The following is a 22524-nucleotide window of genomic DNA, read 5'->3' as shown; positions in this document are numbered from 1 at the left end:
ATCGCGGCGCCCGCTGTTCGACGCGCATCAATTCTGTCCGGAATTGACGTCCTGTGAAAGGCCGTCGCGGACTCCTTAATTGCATGGACCTCATTGTCGAACAGGCCGCCCTTGCCCGTCTCATCACCGCCGAGGACCGGGAGCTCCCGGTGTCGGCGACCCTGCGCTACACGGCGGACGATCCACTGGCCGTCTTCGTGGACTTCCCGCCCGAGGCCACCCTGGTGGGCGACGAGGTCACCTGGACCTTCGCCCGCTCGCTGCTGGACCAGGGACTGCGGGCCCCGGCGGGCCACGGCGACGTGCGGATATGGCCGTACGGCCGCACGCGGACGGTCCTGGAGTTCCACGCGCCGTGCGGCCTCGCCCTGCTGCAGTTCCCGACCTCGGCGCTGCGCCGCTTCCTGCTGAACAGCCACGCCCTGGTGCCGGCCGGACAGGAGGATCTGGCGGCGGTCGTGGAGCGGGGGCTTAGCAGCCTGTTCGACGGGGTCTGAGCGCCGGCTCAGCGGCCGGCGCCGGCGTACAGGGCCGGGCGCGGCGCGAGGTGGACGGTCACCCGGCCGCCGGTCTCCAGCGCCCGGACCCCGGCCTCGGCGACGACGGAGGCCGCGTAACCGTCCCAGACGCCCGGGCCGGTGACCTCGCCGCGCCGGGTGGCGTCCACCCACGCCTGCACCTCACGGTCGTAGGCGTCGGCGAACCGGACCAGGTAGTCCTGCGCCACCTCCTCGCCCGCGCCGCCCCGGGTGGTCACGACCATGGAGTGCCCGTCGCCGATCCGGGCGCTGCCCGCCTCGCACACGGCCTCGCAGCGCACCTGGTAGCCGAAGCCGCAGTTGACGAAGACCTCCACGTCGACCAGCGCGCCGCGCTCGGTCTCGAAGAGCACGAACTGCGGATCGGCCAGGCCCTCGGGCGCGCCCGCCGAGGGGGCCGGACGCAGCACTGTCACCGCCGTCAGCTCCTGCCCGAGCAGCCAGCGGGCCGCGTCGATCTCGTGCGACACGGAGCTGTTGATCAGCATGGCGCTCGTGAAGTGACCGGGCGAGGAGACGTTGCGGTGCGTGCAGTGCAGCATCAGCGGACGGCCCAGGGCGCCCCCGTCGAGGAGCGACTTCAGCCGGCGGTACTCGGCGTCGTAGCGGCGCATGAAGCCGATCTGCGCCAGCCGGCGGCCGAGCCGGGCCTCGGCCTCGACCACCCGCAGCGCACCCGCCGGGTCCGGCACCATGGGCTTCTCGCACAGCACCGGCAGGCCCCGCCGGAAGGCCGCCAGCAGCGCCTCCTCGTGCGCGGGTCCGGGGGAGGCGATCAGCACGGCCGCGACGCCGGGCGCGTCCAGCGCGGCCACCGGGTCCGAGTGCACGGTGACGCCGTCGATGCCGGCGACCGCCTCCTTCGCCCGCTCCGGCTCGGGGTCGGCGACGGCGGCCACCCTGGCGCCACTGACGACCCGATCCAGGCGCCGTATGTGGTCGGCTCCCATGTGTCCGGCACCCAGTACGGCCACACCCAGCAGGTCACCCACGCGCGTGCTCCCTCTCGCCGACGATCACGCCGTAGCGTACGCCGCCGGGCAAGCGCTGTCCGTGGGGTGCGTCAGTACCGCAGCACCCCCGCGATCCCGCCCGCGTCGCCCAGCGCGCCGTCGGGTACGAACCGCACGTCGGCGCCGGTCTGCAGGCACTGCTCGACGATCTCGTCGACGATGTCGTCCCGGGCGTCCATGTCACCGGGCTCGGCCGGGACGAGGTGGTCGCCGTCGTCGCGGACGGTCGTGCGGTAGTTCTCCTCCACGGCGAGGAGCCGCACCCGGCCCTCCCGGGCGTTCTGCCACAGCTCGTCCACCCCGGCCGCGAAGTTCCGCCGGCCCCGCGCGGAGACCAGTTCCCCGACGATCAGGTCGGTGCCCTTCCAGTCCTCCTCCCGCAGCACGGGTTGCAGCGCCTGCCAGACCGCTTCGGCCCCGGCGTGCGCGAGACCGCCGTGCCGTACGTGGACGGCGCTCCCGGCGATCTGGCCGGCCTCCTCCAGCAGTGACAGCGCCGCGTCCTCGCCGGTGATGTACAGCCGGCGGGGCTGGTCGCGCAGGACCATGCTCATCGCGGTGTCCGCCTCGCGCAGGAACTGGCGCGTGCCCTCGTCGGTGAAGGTGCTCGGCAGGTCGCCGCGGCGCATCTCGCGCTCGGCGTCGAAGTTCTCCTGTCTGCGGATCAGCGGGAAGCCGCCGGTGCGGTCCTCGACCACCCGGTCCTCGCCGCCGCTCCACAGGGTGACGCGGTCGGCGGAGACGGACATGACCCAGAAGGGGCGCTCGGCGACCTGCGCGGAGACGAGGTTGCGGGTGAGGAAGGTGTCCGAGAGCACCACGCGCTCGGGGACGGTGCGGGACAGGGACCAGACCTGGTGTTCTCCCGGGGCGGCGAAGATCACCAGGCCGTCCTCGGCGTGCGCCAGATCCACCTCCGCCAGCGCGCGGTCGAGCTGGGTCACGACCTCGGCGCGCCGCTCCCGGGTGACCGAGGGGTCGGATTCCAGCCGCTTCTTGGCCTCGGCGACCACGTTGCGCAGCCGGACGGGATCCTGCCCGTTCTCGGGTTCGCGGCGGTGTGTCGGCGTCAGGACGGACACCGCCGGGTAGGGACGCGGGCGCCGCAGTTCGGCGAGGGTTGCGGGACTCAGTGCGTGCTCCATGACAGAACGATAGGGCGGTTTCACATATCCGGCACTTGGGCCGAAAGGGCGACATGGGGTTGCGCTGTGTGGCGGACCGGGCGCGCCCCGTGAGAAGCCCCGGCTTGACGCCGGGGGGAGGCCGGGAACCCCGCTTCGCCGCCGGGGCGGGACGGCCCTCCGGTAGCGTCTGTTCACGCCGTCGTCATCAACGCGGTTCCGGCCGATGTGCTTGGATACGAAGCGTTTACGCGCAGTCGGCATTTCGACCAAACAGACTTGCTATGGTGCTACTTGTCGGTAGCAAATGCTGCGGGGGGACCGCGAGGAGCCGTCGGACCACGGCGTCCTGTGCGGAGGGTCGAGCTCGACGACCCGGCAACGAGGCCGGGTTGCCGCGGGCTTTCGGGTGTGCGCGTGACGCCGCACCGAACTCCTGTCTCCTCGCCACCTATTCAGACAGGTGAGACTCGTCCCATGGCACGATCCCTGGTCGAATTACTGACCACGCACGCCTCGAACCACCCCGAGCGCACCGCGTACCGTCACCTCGTCACCGGTGACTGCGACGGAGAGATCCAGGAACTCACCTACCACCGCCTGGCCGTACGCTCCCGTGCCGTCGCCGCCTGGCTCCAGGACCGCGGGCTGGCCGGCTCGCGGGCCATGCTGCTGTACCCGCCCGGCCTCGAGTTCATCTGCGCGTACCTGGGCTGCCTCGCCGCCGGTGTGATCGCCGTACCGGGCGTGCCCCCGCAGGGCCGCGCGCAGAACCACCGGGCGCTGACCCGGATGAAGCGCCTGATGGCGGACGCGGACGCCAAGGTGGTGCTGGGCGACCGCGGTGTGCTCGCCGCGCTCGACGGCATGGCGGAGCACCTGCCCGAGCTCGACCGGATCGCCCGCGTCGCCACCGAGGACATCCCCGACGACGCGGCGGCCGGCTGGCGCGAACCCGAACTCACCCCGGACACGGTCGCGTTCCTCCAGTACACGTCCGGCTCGACCTCCGCGCCCCGCGGGGTCGCCGTCACCCACGGCAACCTGCTGGACAACGAGGCGGTCATCACCGAGCGCATGGGGCACACGCCCGAGGCGATGGCCGCCCACGACCACGAGGCGTTCGTCAGCTGGCTGCCGGTCTACCACGACATGGGCCTCATCGGCCCGGTCCTGAACACGGTCTACCTCGGCGCCACCGCCACCCTGTTCTCGCCGCTGCACTTCCTGCAGCAGCCGGCCCGCTGGCTCACCGCCGTCAGCCGCTACCGCCCGCACACCAGCGGCGGCCCCAACTTCGCCTACGAACTCTCCCTGAAGCACGCGGACCCGGAACTGCTCGACAGCCTGGACCTCAGCTCGTGGAAGGTGGCCTTCAACGGCGCCGAACCGGTGCGCGCGGCCACCCTGCGCCGGTTCGCCGACACCTTCGGCGCGGCCGGCTTCCGCCGCGAGGCCCTGTACCCCTGCTACGGCCTGGCCGAGGCCACCCTCATGGTCACCGGCGGCACCGCGGGCACCCCGCCGACCCTGCTCGCCGCGGCCGACGGGACCCCGAACGCGGGCGAGGCCGACGCGGCCGCCGTCGGCTGCGGCCGGCCCGGCCCCGGAGTCACCGTGGCGGTCGTCCACCCGGAGAGCCGGCAGGAGCTGCCCGAGGGCGAGGTCGGCGAGATCTGGGTCGGCGGAGCCAGTGTCGCCAAGGGCTACTGGCGCAACGCGCTCGCCACCCGCCAGACCTTCCGGGCCGAACTCGAGGGGCACGACGGCCGGTTCCTGCGCACCGGCGATCTCGGCCTCCTGCGGGACGGCGAGCTGTTCGTCACCGGCCGGCTTAAGGACCTCATCGTCATCGACGGCCGTAACCACTACCCCCAGGACCTGGAGCTGACCGCCGAAGTGACCCATCCGGCGCTGCGCCCCGGCTGCACCGCCGCGTTCTCCGTGGACGCCGGGGCGGACGGCGAACGGCCCGTGATCGTCGCCGAGATCGCCCCGGACAGCGCCGGTGAGTCCGAGAAGATCACCGATGTGATCCGGGCCGCCGTCGGCGAGGCCCACGGCCTGACGTTGCGCGACATCGTGCTGGTCCGGCCCGGCACCATCCCCAAGACGTCCAGCGGGAAGATCCAGCGCCGCGCCACCCGGGGCGCGTACCTCGAGGGCACGCTCGCCGTGGTGACCGAGCCCGCCGTGTGACACCGCCCGCCGCCGGCGCCCCCTAACCGGCGCCGGCGGCCCGGCACGCCCCCGGCCACTTCCGTACGGCCCCGACCACCCTGCCGTCCGGCCCCGGTCAGGGGCGTACGGCCCCTACTTCGCCGTACCGCGCACCCGAAGCCCGGTACGGAGCCCCGCCTGAGCCCGAGTTCACGAGGACACCTGCCCAGATGCCTGCGAACGAGTCCCCGAAGCAGACCCCCGAGCCGTCCCTGACGACCTCCGAGGGCGTCCGGGCCTGGCTGGTGTCGGCCGTCGCCGAGGCCGCCGGGACCGACCCGGCCCGCCTCGACCCGAACCGTCCCCTCGCCGAACTCGGCCTCGGATCACGGCATCTGGTCACCCTGGCCGCCGAACTCGGCACACTGACCGGCCGCCCCCTGGAACCGTCCCTCGTCTTCAACCACCCCACGATCGACGCCGTCGCGGAGGCCGTCTTCGCGCCGTCCCCGGCGCAGCCGCCCACGCCGGGCGCCGCCCCCGACCGCACCGACCCTGATCGCACCGGCCCCGGCGACGACGTGGCGATCATCTCCATGGCCTGCAGTTTCCCCGGCGGCGCCGATCACCCCGAGGCCCTGTGGCGGCTGCTGGACGCCGGGCGGGACGCCATCGGCGAGGTCCCGGCGGGTCGTTGGGACACCAGCGCGCTGTACGACCCCGACCCGGAGGCCACCGGCAAGGCGTACACCCTGCGCGGCGGCTTCCTGGACGGCGGCATCGACCGCTTCGACGCGGCCTTCTTCGGCATCTCACCGCGCGAGGCCGCCGCCATGGACCCCCAGCAGCGGCTGCTCCTGCAGACCTCCTGGGAGACGTTCGAACGCGCCGGCATCCTCCCGGAGTCCCTGAACGGCAGCTCCACCGGCGTCTACCTCGGCCTGTACGACAGCGGCTACCTCGCCGCCGCCTCGCTGGGGCAGCTCGACGGGCACGTCGGCACCGGTTCTTCGGCCGGCGTGGCCTCCGGGCGCATCGCCTACACCCTCGGCCTGCAGGGGCCCGCCGTGACCGTGGACACCGCCTGCTCGTCCTCGCTGGTCGCCCTGCACCTGGCGGCGCGCGCCCTGGCGAGCGGGGAGTGCGACCTCGCCCTGGCCGGCGGCGCCACCCTGCTGGTCACCCCGCGCGGACACGTCGAGTTCAGCCGGCTGCGCGGGCTGTCCCCGTCCGGGCGGTGCAGCCCCTTCTCCGCCGACGCGGACGGGGTGGTGTGGGCCGAGGGCTGCGGTCTCGTCCTGCTCAAGCGGCTCACCGACGCACGCCGGGACGGCGACCGGATCCTGGCCGTCGTCAAGGGCTCGGCGATCAACCAGGACGGCCGCAGCCAGGGCCTGTCCGCCCCCAACGGCCCGGCACAGGAACGGGTGCTGCGGGCCGCCCTGCACGCGGCCGGGCTCGGCCCGCACGACCTGGACCACGTGGAGGCCCACGGCACTGGCACCCGGCTCGGCGACCCCATCGAACTCAGGGCGCTGGCCAACGTGTTCGGCCCGGACCGCCCGGCCGACCGGCCGCTCGTCATCGGCTCCCTGAAGTCCAACATCGGTCACACCCAGGCGGCCGCGGGCATCGGCGGCGTCATCAAGACCGTCCTCGCCCTGGGCCACGAGCACATACCGGCCTCCCTGCACGCCGAGCACCCCACCGACCACATCGACTGGTCCGGCACCGGGTTGCGGGTGCCGGCCGAGGGGCTCGCCTGGCCGCGCGGCGCGGAGCGGGTACGCCGGGCGGGGGTCAGCGCCTTCGGGATCAGCGGCACCAACGCCCACGTGATCGTCGAGGAGGCGCCGCACACCCCGGCCGCCACCGCCACCCCGGCCGCCACTGCCACGCCGGCCGATACCGTCCCGGCCGCCGCCCCCGCCGAGCGGCGCGCCCCCGCCCTCTTCCCCCTCTCCGCGCGCAGCCTCCCCTCGCTCCGGGGACAGGCCGCCCGGCTGCTGGAAGCCGTCGAAGCCCGCCCCGAGCTGCCACTGTCCTCGGTCGCCGCGACCCTCGCCCACCACCGCACCCACTTCGAGTACCGCGCCGTGCTCCACGCACCCGACCGCGCCGGGCTCCTCGACGGCCTGCGCGCCCTCGCCGGCGGCAGGCCCGACCCCGACCGCGTCACCGGACCCCAACAGGCCGCCCCCGGCGGGAAGCTGGCCTTCGTCTTCCCCGGTCAGGGCAGCCAGTGGGCCGGGATGGCCCGCGACCTGCTGGACCGGGACCCGGTGTTCGCCGACGAACTCGACCGCTGCGACGCCGCCCTGCGCCCCTTCACCGACTGGTCGGTGGCGGCCGTGCTGCGGGGCGACGAGGGCGCCCCGTCGCCGGACCGCGTGGACGTCGTCCAGCCCGCCCTGTTCGCCGTGATGGTGTCGCTGGCCGCCGTGTGGCGGGCCCGGGGCGTGCTTCCGGACGCCGTGATCGGGCACAGCCAGGGCGAGGTGGCCGCGGCCTGTGTCGCCGGCGCCCTCAGCCTCAACGACGCGGCCGCCGTGGTCGCCCTGCGCAGCCAGGCCCTGACCAGCCTGGCCGGCACCGGCGGCATGGCCGTCGTCGCGCTGCCCCACACCGAAGTCGAGCCCCTGCTCGGCGACGGCGTCTCCGTCGCCGCCGTCAACAGCGGCCGGGCGACCGTGGTCGCGGGTGCCGTCGAACCGCTCGAGGCCCTGCTCACCGGTCTCGAGGCGCGCCAGGCGTTCGTCCGCCGCCTCGACGTCGACTACGCCTCGCACAGCGCCCAGGTCGAGCCCGTCCGGGCGCCGGTCCTCGACGAACTCGACGGTGTCGTCACCTGCCCCACGGACATCGCCTGGTACTCCACGGTCACCGCCGAACCGGTCACCGGGGAACTGGAGGCCGACTACTGGTATGCCAACCTGCGCGAGACGGTCCGTTTTGGACCCACCGTCGAGCGCATGCTCGCCGACGGCTACCGGCACTTCGTCGAACTCAGCCCCCACCCCGCCCTGCTCACCGCGCTGCGCACCCTCGGCGAGGACACCGGCCACGAACTGACGGCCGTCGGCTCACTGCGCCGCGACGAGGACGGCCCCGGCTGTCTGGACCGGGCCGCCGCCGAACTCCACGCCCACGGACGCCGGATCGACTGGCGCCGGCCGGTCCCCGACGACACCGCCGCCGATCTGCCCACCTACGCCTGGGACGTGCAGCGCCACTGGACCGAACCCGAGTCCGGCGCCGACGGCCCCGCCCTGTTCGACCGCGCCGCGCACCCGTTGCTCGGGGTCCAGCTCCAGTCCGCCGACGAGACCCGCTGGACCTTCCGCAACGAGTGGTCCCCGGCCACCGCCGACTGGCTGCCCGACCACACCGTCTTCGGCCGCACCGTGGTCTCCGGCACCACCCTGCTGGAGCTGTGCCGTGCCGCGCTCGCCGTGGCCCGCCCGGACGAGGCCGCCGACGTCACCGACCTGCTGCTGGTGGGCCCGCTCGTCCTGCCCGGCTCCGGTACGGTCGAGGTCTCCGTCGAGGTCGTCACTGCCGGCCCCGTGCCCGAGGTCACCGTGCACAGCCGTCCGCGCGGCCAGGAAGCCCCCGGCTGGACCCTGCACGCCACCGCCTCCGCCGCCCCCTCGACCCCGCTCACCCCAAAACGCCCGCCCGCCTGGCCGGAGTCCGCCCCAGAGGCCTGGACCGAGGGGACCTACGACCGGCTGGCCGGGCTCGGCCTCGGCTACGGGCCCGCCTTCCAGGGCGTACGGTCGGCGGTCCTCACCGGCGACGGGGAACTCCTCGCCCGTCTCTCGCTGCCCGCCGAAGCCCGTGACACCGCCGACCCGTACCCCGTGCACCCCGCCCTGCTGGACGCCGCCCTCCAGGTGACGGCCGCGCTCGGCCCGGCCGGGCAACGCGCCCTGCTGCCCGTAGCCGTGGGCCGCTGCGTCCTTCCGGCCGTCACCACGGGCGACCTGACCGCGCGGGTGCGGCGCACCGGGGACACCGGCACCGACCTCACCCTGGACGTCACCCTGTGGGACGCCGACGGCCTCCCCGCCGGACGCCTGGAGGCCGTACGGCTGCGCGCCGCCGACCCCGCCGACCTCGACGCGGGCTCGGAGAACGCCCGGCACCTGTACGAGGTGGCGTGGACGGCCGTCGGCGAGGAGTCCGCCGACGCGCCGGACCTCACCTGGGCCGTGGCCGGCGACCCCGCCGACCCGCAGGTCGCGGCCGCCCGGCACGGCCTGCCCGGCGCCGAGGGCCGCGCCGACGTCGCCGTACGCTTCTGGCCGCGCCCGGTACCGGATGCCGGACCGGCGGCCGTCGCACACGAGACGGCCACCGGCGCCCTCGAAGAACTGCGGCGGCTCATCGCACTTCCCGAGGACCAGGCACCCGCACGGACCGTGTGGGTGACCCGCGGCGCGATCGCCGCCGCCGACGGCGACCGGGTGCCCGCGTACGCCCAGTCGGTGCTGTGGGGCCTGGTCCGCGGCGCGCGTGCCGAACACCCGGACCTGGGACTGACCCTGCTCGACCTGGACGACGCCGACCCCGATCCCATCTCCGCGCTGAGGACGGCCGCCGGTCTCGCCGACGAGCCCGAACTGGCGTGGCGTGATACCGAGTTGCTGGCGCCCCGGCTGGTGCGGGCCCGCCCGGGGAAGGCCGGACGAGGACCAGAGCCGGGCCATGACCGGGCCCCCGCGGTGCCCACGGACGGCACCGTCCTGATCACCGGCGGTTTGGGAGCCGTCGGCGGGCACATCGCCCGCCTCCTCGCCGAACGCGGCGTGCCGAGGCTGCTGTTGACGGCACGCGGCGGTGCCGAGGACCCGCGCGCCCAGGAGGCCGTCGCCCGGCTGGCCGCGCTCGGCGCGCGGGCCGAGGTCGTCGCCTGCGACGTCACCGACGCGGCCGCGATCGCCGGCGTACTCGCCTCGGTGGGCGAGGAGTTCCCGCTGCGCGGTGTCGTCCACTGCGCCGGAGTCCTCGACGACGGCGTGATCGGCGAACTGACGCCCGAGCGGCTTGAGCGGGTGCTGCGCCCCAAGGCCGACGGCGCCGCCCATCTGCACCGGCTCACCGCGGGCACCCCGCTGGACCTGTTCCTGCTGGTGTCCTCGGCCGCCGGTGTCGTGGGCAATCCCGGCCAGGGCAACTACGCGGCCGCCAACGTCTTCCTCGACCAGCTCGCCCACCACCGGCGGGCCTCGGGCCTGCCCGGCCTCTCCCTGTCCTTCGGCGCCTGGGCGGGCGAGGGCCTCGCCGCCGCCCACGCCGACCTGGACCGCATGGCCCGGCTCGGGCACCGGGCCCTCACCCCGGAGCAGGGCCGCGACCTGGTGGCGCTGGCCCTGCGCGGCGACGCCTCGCACCTGGTCGGCTGGGTCCTGGACCTGCCCCGCCTGCGCACGACGGACGCCGCGGGCACCGCCCTGTGGCGCACGCTGCTGCCCGCGCCCCGCACCGCCACCGCGGCGGGCGACGCCCTGGCCGGGCGGCTGGCCCGGCTGCCCGAACCCGAGCGGTCCGAACGTGTCCTGGCCCTGGTCCGGGAGGAGGCGGCCCGCGCGCTCGGCCTGCGCTCCGCCGAGTCCGTACAGGCCGGCCGGCCGCTGCGCGACCTCGGCATGGACTCCGTCACCGCCGTCGAACTGCGCAACCGCCTCGCGGCCCGGCTGGGTGTCCGCCTGCCCGCCACCCTGCTCTTCGACCACCCCACCGCCGACCGGCTGGCCGAGTACCTGCTGGCCCACGCGCTCGGCGACACCGCCCCGAGGACGGCCCCGGCGCGGGCGCGCCGGAGCGATCCGGCCACCGACGAGCCCATCGCCATCGTGGCCATGGCCTGCCGGCTACCCGGCTCGGTGGGTGACCCGGAGGGGCTGTGGCAGTTGGTCGCCGAAGGCCGGGACGCGGTCGGCCCGTTCCCGGCGGGACGCTGGGACGTCGAAGCGCTGTACGACCCCGACCCGGACGCGCCCGGCAAGTCCTACGCCCGCGAAGGCGGCTTCCTGGACGACATCGAGTCCTTCGACGCGGGCTTCTTCGGCATCACCCCGAAGGAGGCCGCCGCCATGGACCCCCAGCAGCGGCTGCTGCTGGAGACGGCCTGGGAGGCGCTCGAGCGGGCCGGCATCGTGCCCGCCCGGCTCGCGGGCAGCACCACCGGCGTGTACGTCGGCATGTTCGGCAGCGACTACCTGGCCGGCTCCCGCCTCGACCAGCTCGACGGCTACGTCGGCACCGGCTCGGCACTCAGCGTCGCCTCCGGTCGCCTGGCGTACGCGCTCGGCCTGCACGGCCCGGCGCTGACCGTGGACACGGCCTGCTCCTCCTCACTGGTCGCCACCCATCTCGCCGCCCAGGCACTGCGCGCGGGCGAGTGCGATCTGGCGCTGGCCGGCGGGGTGACCCTGATGGTGACCCCGCAGACCTTCGTGGAGTTCAGCCGGCTGCGCGGGCTCTCCCCGACCGGGCGCTGCCGCGCCTTCTCCGACGACGCCGACGGCGCCATCTGGGCCGAGGGCGCGGGCATGCTCGTCCTCAAGCGGCTCGGCGACGCGCGACGGGACGGCGACGAGGTGCTGGCCGTGCTGCGCGGCACGGCGGTGGGCCAGGACGGCCGCAGCCAGGGTCTGTCCGCGCCCAACGGACCGGCCCAGGTACAGGTCGTCCGCCGCGCGCTGGAACGGTCCGGACTCGACCCCGCCGACATCGACTACGTCGAGGCCCACGGCACCGGGACCACCCTCGGCGACCCGATCGAGGCGAACGCCCTCGCCGAGGTCTTCGCCGGCTCCCGGCCCGGGGGCCGCCCGTTGTACCTGGGATCGCTGAAGTCCAACATCGGCCATGTGCAGGCCGCTTCGGGCGTCGCCGGACTCATCAAGGTCGTGCAGGCGATGCGGCACCGGACCCTGCCGCCCACCCTGCACGCCGGCACGCCCAGCCGCCACGTCGAGTGGGAGGGCAGCGGACTGCGGCTGCTCCAGGAACCGGTGGCCTGGCCGGCGACGGGGGAGCGGGTGCGGCGGGCCGGTGTCAGTGCCTTCGGGATCAGCGGCACCAACGCCCATGTCGTCGTGGAGGAGGCCCCCGCCCGGCCCGCCGTGGAGACGGAACTCCCGGACCGCAAACGGTTGTTCGTGCTCTCCGGGCGCAGTGAGGCCGGGCTGCGCGGACAGGCCGCCCGGCTGGCCCGCCACCTCACCGCCGACACCGCCCTTCCGGACGTCGCCCACACCCTGGCCCGGCACCGCAGCCACTTCGAGTGGCGCGCGGCGGTCGTCGCGGACGGCCGGGAGGAGCTGCTGTCCTCGCTCCGGGCACTGGGCAGCGGCCGCAAGCCGGTACCCGCGCCCCACGAGGAGCAGGCCGGCAAGGTCGCCTTCGTGTTCGCCGGACACGGCGGCCAATGGACGGGCATGGGAATGGAGTTGATGGACCGGTCCGAGGCCTTCCGGGCGGAGCTGACCCGGATCGACGCCGCCGTCGAACGGCACGCCGGCTGGTCGGTGCTCAACGTGCTGCGCGCACCGGAGGAGTTCTCCCCGCTCGACCGCACCGAATACCTCCAGCCGGTCCTGTTCGCCGTGAACGCGGCCCTCGCCGCCGCCTGGCGCGAACTCGGCGTCGCCCCGGACGCCGTGGTGGGCCACAGCCTCGGCGAGATCGCCGCCGCCTACAGCGCGGGCGCCCTCACCCTGGACGAGGCGGTGACCGCCGTCACAGGCCGGGCCCAGGCGGTGGTCCCCCTCGTCGGGCACGGCGGCATGCTCGCCGTCGAACTGCCGCCCGCCGACGTCGAGGACCTGCTGCGCCCCTACGCCGGGAAGCTGTTCGCCGGAGCAGTCAACGGCCCCACCGCCACCGCCGTCTCCGGCGAGTCTGAGGCGCTCACCGCGCTCCGCGCGGAACTGGAGGAACGGGGCGTCCCCACCAGGGTGCTGTCGACACCGTTCGCCTCCCACACCCCGCTCATGGAACCCCTGCGCGCGGACCTCCTCGACCGCTTCTCCGGCATCCGCGGCACCCGCACACCGACCCCCCTCTACTCGTCGGTGCTCGCCGAACCGGTCCCCGGCGACGCTCTGGACGCCGCCTACTGGTACGCGAACCTGAGCCGGCCGGTCCGCTTCGCGGACACGATCAGGCGGATGCTGGACGACGGCTACCGCTACTTCGTCGAACTCAGCCCGCACCCCTCGCTCCTCCCGGCGATCGAGGCGGTCGCGGGCGAAGCGGGCGTCGAAGCGGCCGGTGTCGGCTCGTTGCGCCGCGGCCGCGACGGGCACGACGTACTCCTCGGCAGGCTGGGGGAGTTGTACACGGCCGGGCACACGCCCGACTGGACCGCGCTGTACCCGCGCGGCCGCCGCACCGACCTGCCGACCTACGCCTTCGCCCGGGAACGCCACTGGCTCGCCCCGGTCCAGTCGAGCGCCACCGGAGGCTCACCGCTCCTCGGCACCCACGTCCAGGCCAGCGACGAGCCCGGCCGGGACCTCTTCCAGACCGAGATCGACCTGAACGACGGCCGCTTCGCCTACCTGACCGACCATCGCGTCACCGGCGAGGTGTGGCTGCCGGGCGCCGCCCTCCTTGACATGGTGCTGGAGGCCGCCACCGGCTTGGCGGCGGACGGTGACGGGGTGCGGCTGACCGACGTCCGGTTCGTCCAGCCGCTGCGCCTGGACGCCGACCGGCCCGTACGCCTGCAGTTGGTGCTGCGCCCGGCCGAGGACGGCCACCGGGACTTCACGGTCGCCTCCGCCCCGGCCGGCCGCCGGCAGTGGGAGCGGCACGTCACCGGCCGCATCGCCCTGGGGCCTGTCGCGAACGCCCCGGAACCCGGCCCGGCCGACGGGCCCGGGCTCGCCGCGCTGCGCCAGCGGTGCACCGAGCGGGTCGACGTGAGCGCCGTGTACGCGGGCCTCGCCGCCCTCGGCATCGACTACGGGCCCGCCTTCCGGGGCCTGGAGGAGGGCCACCGGGACGGAGGCACGACAGCCCTCGCCCGGCTGGCCGCCCGGCCCGCCGCCGGGCACCTGCTGCACCCCGCCACCCTGGACGCCTCCTTCCACAGCGCGGCCCTGCCCGCCGCCGCGCCCGCCGGCCGGGCCTTCGTCCCCGCCGGCGCCGGCCGCGTACACCACGGCGGTGCGCGCACCACGCCCGCCTGGGTGAGCTGCGACCTGCGCTCGGTGGACGGCGACACCGCCACGCTGGATCTGCGCCTGTGGGACGAGGACGGTCAACTCGTGCTCGCCATCGACGAGTTCCGGCTCGCCGCGCTGTCCCCGCTGGACGGCGCCCTCTTCGAGACCCGCTGGCAGCCACGCCCCGAGGCGCAGGAACCGCCCGGCGAGGGTGGCTGGCTGATCCTCGCCGACGAGACCGGTACAGCGGACGAACTCACCGCCCGGCTGGACGGCCTGGTGCCGTACGTCGTCGCCCGCCGGGGCACCGGGTACGCCGTCGAGGCCCCCGGCCGCCACGTCCTCGACCCGGCCGACCCGGCGCAGCTCGCCAGGCTCCTGGACGAGGCCTTCGGGGACGCGCCGCCCGAGCGTATCGTCCAGCTCTCCGCGCTCGACGCCCCGCCGGTCGCGGACGGCGGCAGCGCGGAGGAAGCGGCCCGGCTGTGCTGCCTGACCACCCTCCACCTGGTCCGGGCCCTCACCGGACGCGACCGGCCGCAGGGCGGGACACCGCGCCTGTTCGTCGTCGCACGCGGCAGCCAGGCCGCCGGCGACAGCACCGCCGTGACCCATCCGCAGCAGGCCCTCGCCTGGGGGTTCGCCCTCGCCGTGGCCCAGGAGCACCCGGAACTCGCCACCACCCTGATCGACCTGCCCGCCGAAGGCGGCACCGACCGGCTGTGGACGCAGCTGTGGCACGCGGACGACGAACGCCTCGTCGCGCTGCGCGACACCGGCCGGCTCGTCCCGCGGCTGGCGCGCACCCGCCCTGACGACGGCGGCCACCCCGAGCGGCCGGACGGCGTGCACCTGATCACCGGTGGCCTCGGCGGGCTCGGCCGGGTCGTCGCCGAACGGCTGGTCCGCCGCGGCGCCCGGCGGATCGCCCTGCTCGGCCGCGGCACTCCGGACGCGGCCGCCGCCGCCTGGATCGCCGACCTGGAACGGCGTGGGGTGGGCGTGCACCTGGCCCGCGCGGACGTCGCCGACCGCGACGGGCTCACGGCCGCCCTGGACGCCGTACGCCGCGCGGCCGGACCCATCACCACCGTGGTGCACGCGGCCGGTGTCCTGGACGACGCCACCCTGGCCAACCTCACCGAGGAACGCGTCCTGCGCGTCCTCGCGCCCAAGGTGCTCGGCACCGCGCTGCTCACCGAACTCGTCCCCGAGGCGGACAACCTGGTGCTGTTCGCCTCGGCGGCGGGGCTGCTCGGCTCGGCGGGACAGAGCCCGTACTCGGCGGCCAACGCCTTCCTCGACGCCTGGGCGCACCATCTCTCCCGCACCGGCCGGCGGGCGCTCAGCCTGGACTGGGGTGCCTGGGCCGGTGTCGGCATGGTCGCCGGGTCCGGCACCCGGGCCGCCGAGACCGGCCGCTCGGGTCTGGTCGCCTTCTCCCCGCAGGACGGCGGCGAGCTGTTCGACCGGGTGCTGACCACCGGCCGCCGCCAACTCGCGCCGATGGCACTGGACATGGAGCTGCTCGCCCTCGATCCGGACGCGGCGCGCGGCCGGCCCCTGCTCGCCGACCTGGTGACCGTCCCGGCCGCCGGCGCGGACGGCGACGACCTCGTGCGGCGGGTACTCGCGGCCGCCACCGAGGAGGAGCGCGCCGAGTGGCTCGAAACCTATGTACGGGCCCGGGTCGGTGAGGTCTCCGGCGGCGCCGTGGACGTGTTCGCCACCACCGCCCTGAAGGAACTCGGCCTGGACTCGCTCATGCTCGTCCGGCTGCGCAACGCCTTCGCCCGCGAGCTGGGCGTCGAACTCCCGGCCGCCGACGTGTTCTCCGCCGCCGACATCCGCGGCCTCGCCCGCGCCCTCGGCGAGGGGCTGCCCGAGCGCACCGCACCGGCCGAAGCCGGGCGGGACGCACCGGCGCGGGAGGTCCCGGAGACCGAACTGCGGCCCGCCACCCGGGACGTCGTACGCCTCCTGCGCAGTGCCCAGCCGGACATGCCGCACGCGGCCCACGGCGTCGGCCTCGCCGTACGGCTCACCACCCCGGTCACCCGGGAGGATCTCACCGGCATCCTGGACCGGCTCGTCGCCCGGCACGCCGCCCTGCGCACGGCCGTCGTGACCGGCGCCGAGGGCCGACGGCAGCTCCGGGTGGACCGGGAGCTGCCCGCGCCGCCGCTGCGCTGGACCGACGGCACGGACGTGGACGCCGCAGAGCGGCTGCGGCTGCTGCTGGAGCCGCCGTTCGACCTGGCGGCCCCGCCGCTGTGGCGGTTCGAGCTGGCCGACGGCGGCCCGCGGGGCCAGGTCCTGCTGTTCGGCGCCCACCACGCGGTCAGCGACCTGCAGTCCCTGCTGCTGGTGGCCGCGGAGATCGACGCCGAGCTGTCCGGCACCCCGCTGGACGGCACCGTCACCAACCGGGACCTGGACCTGCTGATCGAGGCTCAGCAGGGCGGCGGAGAGGGCCCCGGTGACGAGTGGCGCGCGGCCTTCCGGGGCAGCGAACGGCTCGACCTGACCCTCGCGCGTCCCCGCCCGGACACCCGCTCGTACCGGTCCGGCAGCGTCAACGTGACCGTCCCCGACGGGCTCATGCGGCGCGTCGCGGACGCCGCGAGCGGCCTGGGCGTCACCCCCGCCGCCTACTGCCTCGGCACCCTCACCGTGCTGCTGGCCCGGACGCGGGAGCGGGAGCGGTTCGTGCTCGCGGTACCGGTGGACACCCGTATCCACGTCGACGCCTTCGGCGCGGTGGGCTTCTTCGGCGTCCCCGTGCCGTTCCCCGCCCAGGCGGCGGCGGGGGAGCGGGTCGCGGACGTACTGCTGCGCACCGACCGCCGGCTGCGGCAGATCCTGGCGAAGGGCGCCATGTTCTCCGACGTGCTCGCCACCCTCGCCCGGCAGGGCCTGCACCGGGCCAACGCGCCACTCGTCGAGGTCTACTTCAACTACGTACGCTTCTCAGGCGAGTTGAAGCACCTGGAGGTGCTGCCCGCCGGGGTCGGGCACACCGACCTGGACCTGATGATCACCATGACCCCGGACGCGGGCACCGTCCGCCTCGACCACAACCTGGACATCCTGGACGCGGACACCGCCGCTCGACTGGGAGAGGAGTTCCTGCTGTTGCTCGCCAGGACCACCGAGGACGCGACCGGCCCGGTGCGCGAGCGGCGGCCCGAGCCGCCCGCCGAGGGACCGCGCCTCGCCCTGGCCGCCACCTTCGCCCTCGGCCATCTGCCCCTGATGTGCGAGGCGGCCCTGGAGGACGAGCGGGCGAGTACCGCCGAGGCGCCCTACCACCAGGTACTGGCCGCCCTCCAGGACCCGTCGGGCGTCCTCGCCGACCCGGCCACGGCGGTGGGCGTCGTCCTGCTGCGCGCCGCCGATCTGGAACGCTTCGGACCGGTCGACGACGCCCTCCTCGCCGAACTGCGCGGCGCCTACCCGGCCGCCCTGAAGTCCCTCGCCGAGCGCACCCGCAGGCCCCTCGTCGTCGGCATCCTGCCCAGCGCCGGGACCACCGACCGGCTCCTGGACTGGGAGCGCGGTATCGCCGCCGACCTGGCCGAGCCGCCGGGGATCGCGGTGCTCGGCCCCGACGAGTGGACCCGCCACCACGCCGTCGGGCAGCGCTTCGACGAGCGCACCGAGCGGCTCGCCCACCTGCCCTTCACCCCCGACTTCCAGGCCGCGGTCGCGCTGCGCCTCGCCGAGGTGGTCCGGGCCGTACGACGGCCCGCGCCCAAGGTGATCGCCGTCGACGGCGACGAGACCCTGTGGGGCGGGGTGGCGGGCGAGATCGGTCCCGACGCGGTGGACCTCACCGGCCCGCGCGCCCTGCTGGCCCGCAGGCTGCTGCGGTGGCGGGCGGCGGGCGCGCTGCTGGCCCTGGTCAGCAACAACGACGAGGCCACCGTCCGGGCGGTCCTCGACCGGCCCGACAGCACCCTGAAGGCCGAGCACTTCAGCGTGATCTCGGCCGCCTGGGGGCCCAAGCCCGCCCGTCTCGACGAGGCCGCCCGCGGCCTCGATCTCGGCCTGGACAGCTTCCTGTTCCTGGACGACAACCCGGCCGAGATCGCCAAGATGCGCGCGGCACTCCCGCAGGTGCTGTCGGTGACCTGCGCGCCGACCGGTGAACTCCAGGCTTTCCTCGACCGGTTGTGGCCCCTGGTCCCGGCCCCGGCGACGGCCGAGGACGGCCTCAGGGCCCGGTTCTACGAGGCGGAACGCGCCAGGGACGCCGTCCGCGCGGACGCCGGGTTCGAGGACTTCCTGGCCCGGCTCGACCTCGAGGTCGACATCCGTGAACTCACCGACGCGGACGTCGAACGCGGTGAACAACTCATCCGCCGCACCAACCAGTTCACCCTGCGCGCCCGCTCCGCCGACGGCGGTGACCTCACCCGGTGGCGCGAACGGGGCGAGGTGTGGACGGCGGCGGCCCGCGACCGCTTCGGCGACTACGGCCAGATCGCGCTGCTCGCGGTCGCCGCCGACGGCGACCTGCTCGACGTCCTCGCCTGGCCGATGAGCTGCCGCGCCCTCGGCCGCGGGGTCGAGGAACGGCTGCTCGCCCGGCTCGCCGACCGGGCCGAGGAACTGGGCTGCACCAAGGTCCGGCTCACCGCGGAGCGCACCCCGCGCAACGCACCCGCCCGCCGGCTGCTGGCCGCACTCGGCGGCGGCGACCCGGACGACGCGCGGCTGGACGTCGTCGTCACGCCCGAGCACCTGCGGGCGTTCCGCTCCTGGGAGCAGCAGTGAGCGACAAGACCAAGCACAACGCGAAGGGCTCTCATGCGTGACGTGAACGAGGCGATCGCCGAGTCGATCGAGCGGGGCGGCGGCGGAATCGGCGTGTCCGACCTGCTGGCCAGGGTGCGGGCGGCGGGCGCCGGCCCCGAGCCCGCGCCGGCCCCGGCGCCGGACCTGGACGGCCTGACCGCCGCCGTCGCCGCCGCGGCCGGCCGCCACCTGCCCGCCGGCCGGCTGGACCCCGACGCCGACTTCTTCGACGCCGGCGGCACCAGCGTGGACGCGGTGGAACTCATCGCCGAACTCGAGGGCGAACTGGGCATCGAGGTCGACCTCGACGAGGTCTTCGCCGACGCCCGCCCCCGCAGCCTGGCCCGCCGCTGGCTGCCGCTCCTGGCCGCCGCACCGCCGGCGGCGCCCTCCGGAGCCGCCGGCGCGGCACCGGACACCACCACATCTCCGCCGAGCCCGGAGTCCATCGCCGCCGAGGCATCCCGCACGGCTCCGCCGGGCCCGTCCTCGGCTGCCGCTGAGGTCGGCGGCGCCGCCCCGGCCCCGGCACCCGGCCCGGCACCCCGCGCCACGGGAACCCCCGCCGCGGCACCGGCCTCCGCCTCCGCCCCGGCGTTCGCGGACGCCCCGCCCGCCTTCCCCGCACCGGCGGCGGCCCCCGGCACCCTCCCCGTCCCGTCCCCCCGGACCCCGCCCGCCGTACCCGGCACCCCGCACCGCACCGACGGCGACCGCTACTCCCGCGCCCGCCCGGAGGATCTCGAGCAGATACTCGCCGACCTGGCCCTCGCCGACCGGCTGCCGTTCACCGATGTGCCCGAGCCGGTGCCGCCCCGCCGGGTCCTGCTGACCGGCGCGACCGGCTTCCTCGGCAGCCACATGCTGCTCGACCTGCTGCGGCACAGCGACGCCCATGTGTACTGCCTGGTCCGCGCGGACGACGAGGCGGCGGCCACCGCACGGCTCGGCGAACAACTGCGCGGCTACCGGCTGCCGTGGTCGTCCGAGGTCCGCCGCCGGATCACCGTGCTCCCCGGCGACATCCGCCGCCCGCGCCTCGGCCTCACCGACGAGCGGTGGCACACCCTCGCCCACGAACTCGACAGCGTCGTCGGCGTCGCGGCCGCCGTGGACTTCCTGCGCGGCTACCAGTCGCTGCGCGGCAGCAACGTCCTCGGCGCGCTCACCCTCGCCGAACTCGCCGCGACCGGCCGTCCCAAGCCGCTGCACCACATCTCGTCGATCGCGGTGTTCAACGAGGTGGGCATCACCTCGATGGGCGAGGACGACCCGCTCGCCCACATCGACCGGCTCGTCTCCGGCTACGACCAGTCCAAGTGGGCCGCCGAGGTCGCCCTGCGCCGGGTCCGCGACCACGGCCTGGTCGTCACCGCGCTCCGCCCCGGCGGCATCGGCGGCCACACGAAGACCGGCGCCTACAACCCGCAGGACCTCAGCAGCGGCCTGATCTCCGCCTTCGGCCGCTTCCGCACCGTGCCGGCGTTCCGCCATCTCAACGCCGCTCCGGTGGACTGGGTCAGCAGGATCGCCGTCGCCACGATCTGCGAACCCGACGCGTGGGGCTTCGACTACAACCTCACCGGCGTACCCAACACCCTCGACGACGTCGTACGGGACATGGCCTTCGGTGGCATGCACGTACGCGTCCAGGACTGGGACGAGTGGCGCACCGGCGCCCTCGCCCGGCTCGAGGCCGAGCCCATACCCGAACTCGGCTTCCTGTCCCGGGTGTTGCAGAGCCCCACCGCCCTGAAGCTGTGCGAGGCCACCCTCAAGGGCCCGGCCGCCGAGGCCGAACGCACCGACGCCCTGGTCGCCGCGCTCGGCCTCGCCCCCGCCGCCCGCTACGACGCCCAGGCCCAGTTGAAGACCTTCGAGAAGCTCGCCGGCGACGGCCTCGCCCGGCTGCCGCACAAGGACGACCAGCCCTACCTCTGGTTCTCCGAGACCACCGAGGGCACCGTCGGACCGGTCGGCGCCAACGCCGCGACCCCCTGCTCGATGGCGCTCACCCTGTCCATCGCGAGCATGTACCAACTGGTGAAGGAGCGCCGGGTGGACGTCACCGGACAGGTGACCTGCGCCGCCCTGCACCCCGAACCGCTCACCGTGGAACGCGGCGACCTGTGGGTGCGCCCCGAGGAGGGCATTCCGCAACAGCACGGCATGCGGCACCAACTTCTGCGATACCGGCTCAAGTTGCGGGACGCGGACGGTGGCCGGTGGTGGCTCGAGGGCCGCAAGTACGCGCGCGCCCGCCGGGACCTGTGGCGGCAGACCCGGGCGCTCACCGTGGAGATCGGCCGCGACGGCGAGGCGGCGAGCCTGCTCGGCGAGGTCGTGGTGCCCGCCGACTCCTACGTCCGCGACCAGATCGACGGCATGCGTGTCGACCCGCGCCTGACCGGCCAGGAGAAGCGGGCCGCCAAGCTCACCTGGCTCGCCTGGTTCGGCCTGGAGATGGGCCGCGGCCTGGTCGCCCCGTTCGCCCGGGCCGCCGCCGACCTGCTCGACCTGCGCCGGACCCCGACCCCCACGGAGCACAACCGATGATCTTCAGGACCACCCCCGCCAAGGCGGCCCGCCCGGCGCTCCGCAAAGTCCGCACCGGCGTGGCACCGCGCCCCCTGCGCCACCGCCTGGACCCGGCCCACGTCGAAGAGGTCCCGTTCCGGACCGGCGACGGCGTCCGTCTCGGCCTGACCCGGATCGGCCCGGGTGACCCGGGCCGCCCCGCCGTGCTGCTGCTGCACGGGCACACCGCCTCCGCCGACATGTTCCTGCTGCCCGAGACCCGCAACCTCGTAGACGTCCTGCTCGACGACGGCTACGAGCCCTGGCTGCTCGACTGGCGGGGCAGCCGCAGGCTCCCGTACAACGAGACCGGGGGCCGGTACACGTACGACGACGTGGCCCTGTACGACATCCCCGAAGCCGTCGCCCACGTCCGTGAACGCATCGGCGACCGGCCGCTGTTCGTGATCGCGCACTGCATCGGCTCGCTCACCCTGTCGATGAGCATGGCGGCCGGTCTCGTCCCGGGCCTGGCCGGGGTGGTGTCCCAGGGGGTCTTCCTCACGCCGAAGCTGGCCGGGCGGACCTCGCTGCGTATGTCCGTGGCGGGGGAGCTGCTGAAGACCCGGATCGACCACATCCCGGTCGACATCCGCAAGGTGGGCCTGTGGTCGAAGTACACCCCGCTGTTCGCGCTCGCCTCCCGCAAGGCGGCCTGCCCGGACCCGACCTGCCAGATCCTGCACAACTCGGCCTGGGGGACCGGCGCCTCCCTCTTCGTCCACGAGAACCTCGACCCGGCCACCCACGACCGGCTCGCCGAACTGCTCGGCCCCGCCCCGCTGTGGATCCTGCCCCACCTGCGCCGGATCGAGCTGGCCCGCACCGTCGTCCGCTGGCACGACACCGACCACCGCTACCGAGCGCTCCCGCCCAACGCGCTGGACGCCGCCGGCCGCATCGACACCCCGGTGCTGCTGCTGTCCGGCAGCGAGAACGGGCTGTGGCTGGACTCGCAGAAGCTCTGCCACGAGGTGCTGTCCCGTCGGCAACCGCAGCTCGACGTGTCCTACACCGAGATCCCCGGCTACGGCCACCTCGATCCGTTCCTGGGCCGCGGCGCCGCGCTGGACGTCTTCGGGTACATCCTGGAGTTCCTCGGCGCACACCGCTGAGAATCATCCCCGGA

7 protein-coding genes are annotated in these 22524 nt (G+C 75.0%); 5 read left to right on the top strand and 2 right to left on the bottom strand.

What is annotated here, in order from left to right:
* Nucleotides 1-83: 83 nt before the first annotated feature.
* Nucleotides 84-497: an SsgA family sporulation/cell division regulator gene (locus ACFVVO_RS07330; protein WP_390052540.1), complete on the top strand. Its 414-nt coding sequence runs from the start codon at nucleotides 84-86 to the stop codon at nucleotides 495-497.
* 8 nt (nucleotides 498-505) lie between these two features.
* Here ACFVVO_RS07330 and ACFVVO_RS07325 read toward each other — a convergent pair whose 3' ends face one another.
* On the bottom strand, nucleotides 506-1531 hold the full coding sequence (locus tag ACFVVO_RS07325; protein ID WP_390052538.1) for a Gfo/Idh/MocA family protein: 1026 nt from the start codon (nucleotides 1529-1531) through the stop codon (nucleotides 506-508).
* 71 nt (nucleotides 1532-1602) lie between these two features.
* Nucleotides 1603-2697, bottom strand: a complete 1095-nt coding sequence (locus ACFVVO_RS07320; RefSeq protein WP_390052536.1) for a chemotaxis protein — start codon at nucleotides 2695-2697, stop codon at nucleotides 1603-1605.
* Nucleotides 2698-3153: 456 nt separating this feature from the next.
* On the opposite strand from ACFVVO_RS07320, the gene ACFVVO_RS07315 reads away from it, so the two are divergent.
* From ACFVVO_RS07315 to ACFVVO_RS07300, 4 genes are all read left to right on the top strand, one after another.
* Entirely contained in the window at nucleotides 3154-4875 is a 1722-nt protein-coding gene (locus ACFVVO_RS07315; RefSeq protein ID WP_390052534.1) for a fatty acyl-AMP ligase, read from the top strand.
* A gap of 191 nt (nucleotides 4876-5066) precedes the next feature.
* On the top strand, nucleotides 5067-18797 hold the full coding sequence (locus ACFVVO_RS07310; protein ID WP_390052532.1) for an SDR family NAD(P)-dependent oxidoreductase: 13731 nt from the start codon (nucleotides 5067-5069) through the stop codon (nucleotides 18795-18797).
* A 33-nt stretch (nucleotides 18798-18830) separates the two neighbouring features.
* Complete coding sequence (locus tag ACFVVO_RS07305; protein WP_390052530.1) at nucleotides 18831-21374, top strand: thioester reductase domain-containing protein; 2544 nt, start codon at nucleotides 18831-18833, stop codon at nucleotides 21372-21374.
* Nucleotides 21371-22510 (top strand): alpha/beta hydrolase, encoded by a 1140-nt coding sequence (locus ACFVVO_RS07300; RefSeq protein WP_390052528.1) that lies wholly within the window; start codon nucleotides 21371-21373, stop codon nucleotides 22508-22510. The genes ACFVVO_RS07305 and ACFVVO_RS07300 overlap by 4 nt, the downstream gene beginning before the upstream one ends.
* Nucleotides 22511-22524: the final 14 nt, after the last annotated feature.

The sequence above is a fragment of the Streptomyces sp. NPDC058145 genome (assembly GCF_042884245.1).
Classification (GTDB): domain Bacteria; phylum Actinomycetota; class Actinomycetes; order Streptomycetales; family Streptomycetaceae; genus Streptomyces.
This window is presented reverse-complemented; position numbering and strand designations above follow the sequence as displayed.

Excerpts from the sequence above, each read along its gene's own strand:
- ACFVVO_RS07320 (WP_390052536.1), bottom strand. The coding sequence starts at position 2,697 with ATGGAGCACGCACTGAGTCCCGCAACCCTCGCCGAACTGCGGCGCCCG.
- ACFVVO_RS07300 (WP_390052528.1), top strand. The coding sequence starts at position 21,371 with ATGATCTTCAGGACCACCCCCGCCAAGGCGGCCCGCCCGGCGCTCCGC.
- ACFVVO_RS07305 (WP_390052530.1), top strand. The coding sequence starts at position 18,831 with ATGCGTGACGTGAACGAGGCGATCGCCGAGTCGATCGAGCGGGGCGGC.
- ACFVVO_RS07315 (WP_390052534.1), top strand. The coding sequence starts at position 3,154 with ATGGCACGATCCCTGGTCGAATTACTGACCACGCACGCCTCGAACCAC.
- ACFVVO_RS07330 (WP_390052540.1), top strand. The coding sequence starts at position 84 with ATGGACCTCATTGTCGAACAGGCCGCCCTTGCCCGTCTCATCACCGCC.
- ACFVVO_RS07310 (WP_390052532.1), top strand. The coding sequence starts at position 5,067 with ATGCCTGCGAACGAGTCCCCGAAGCAGACCCCCGAGCCGTCCCTGACG.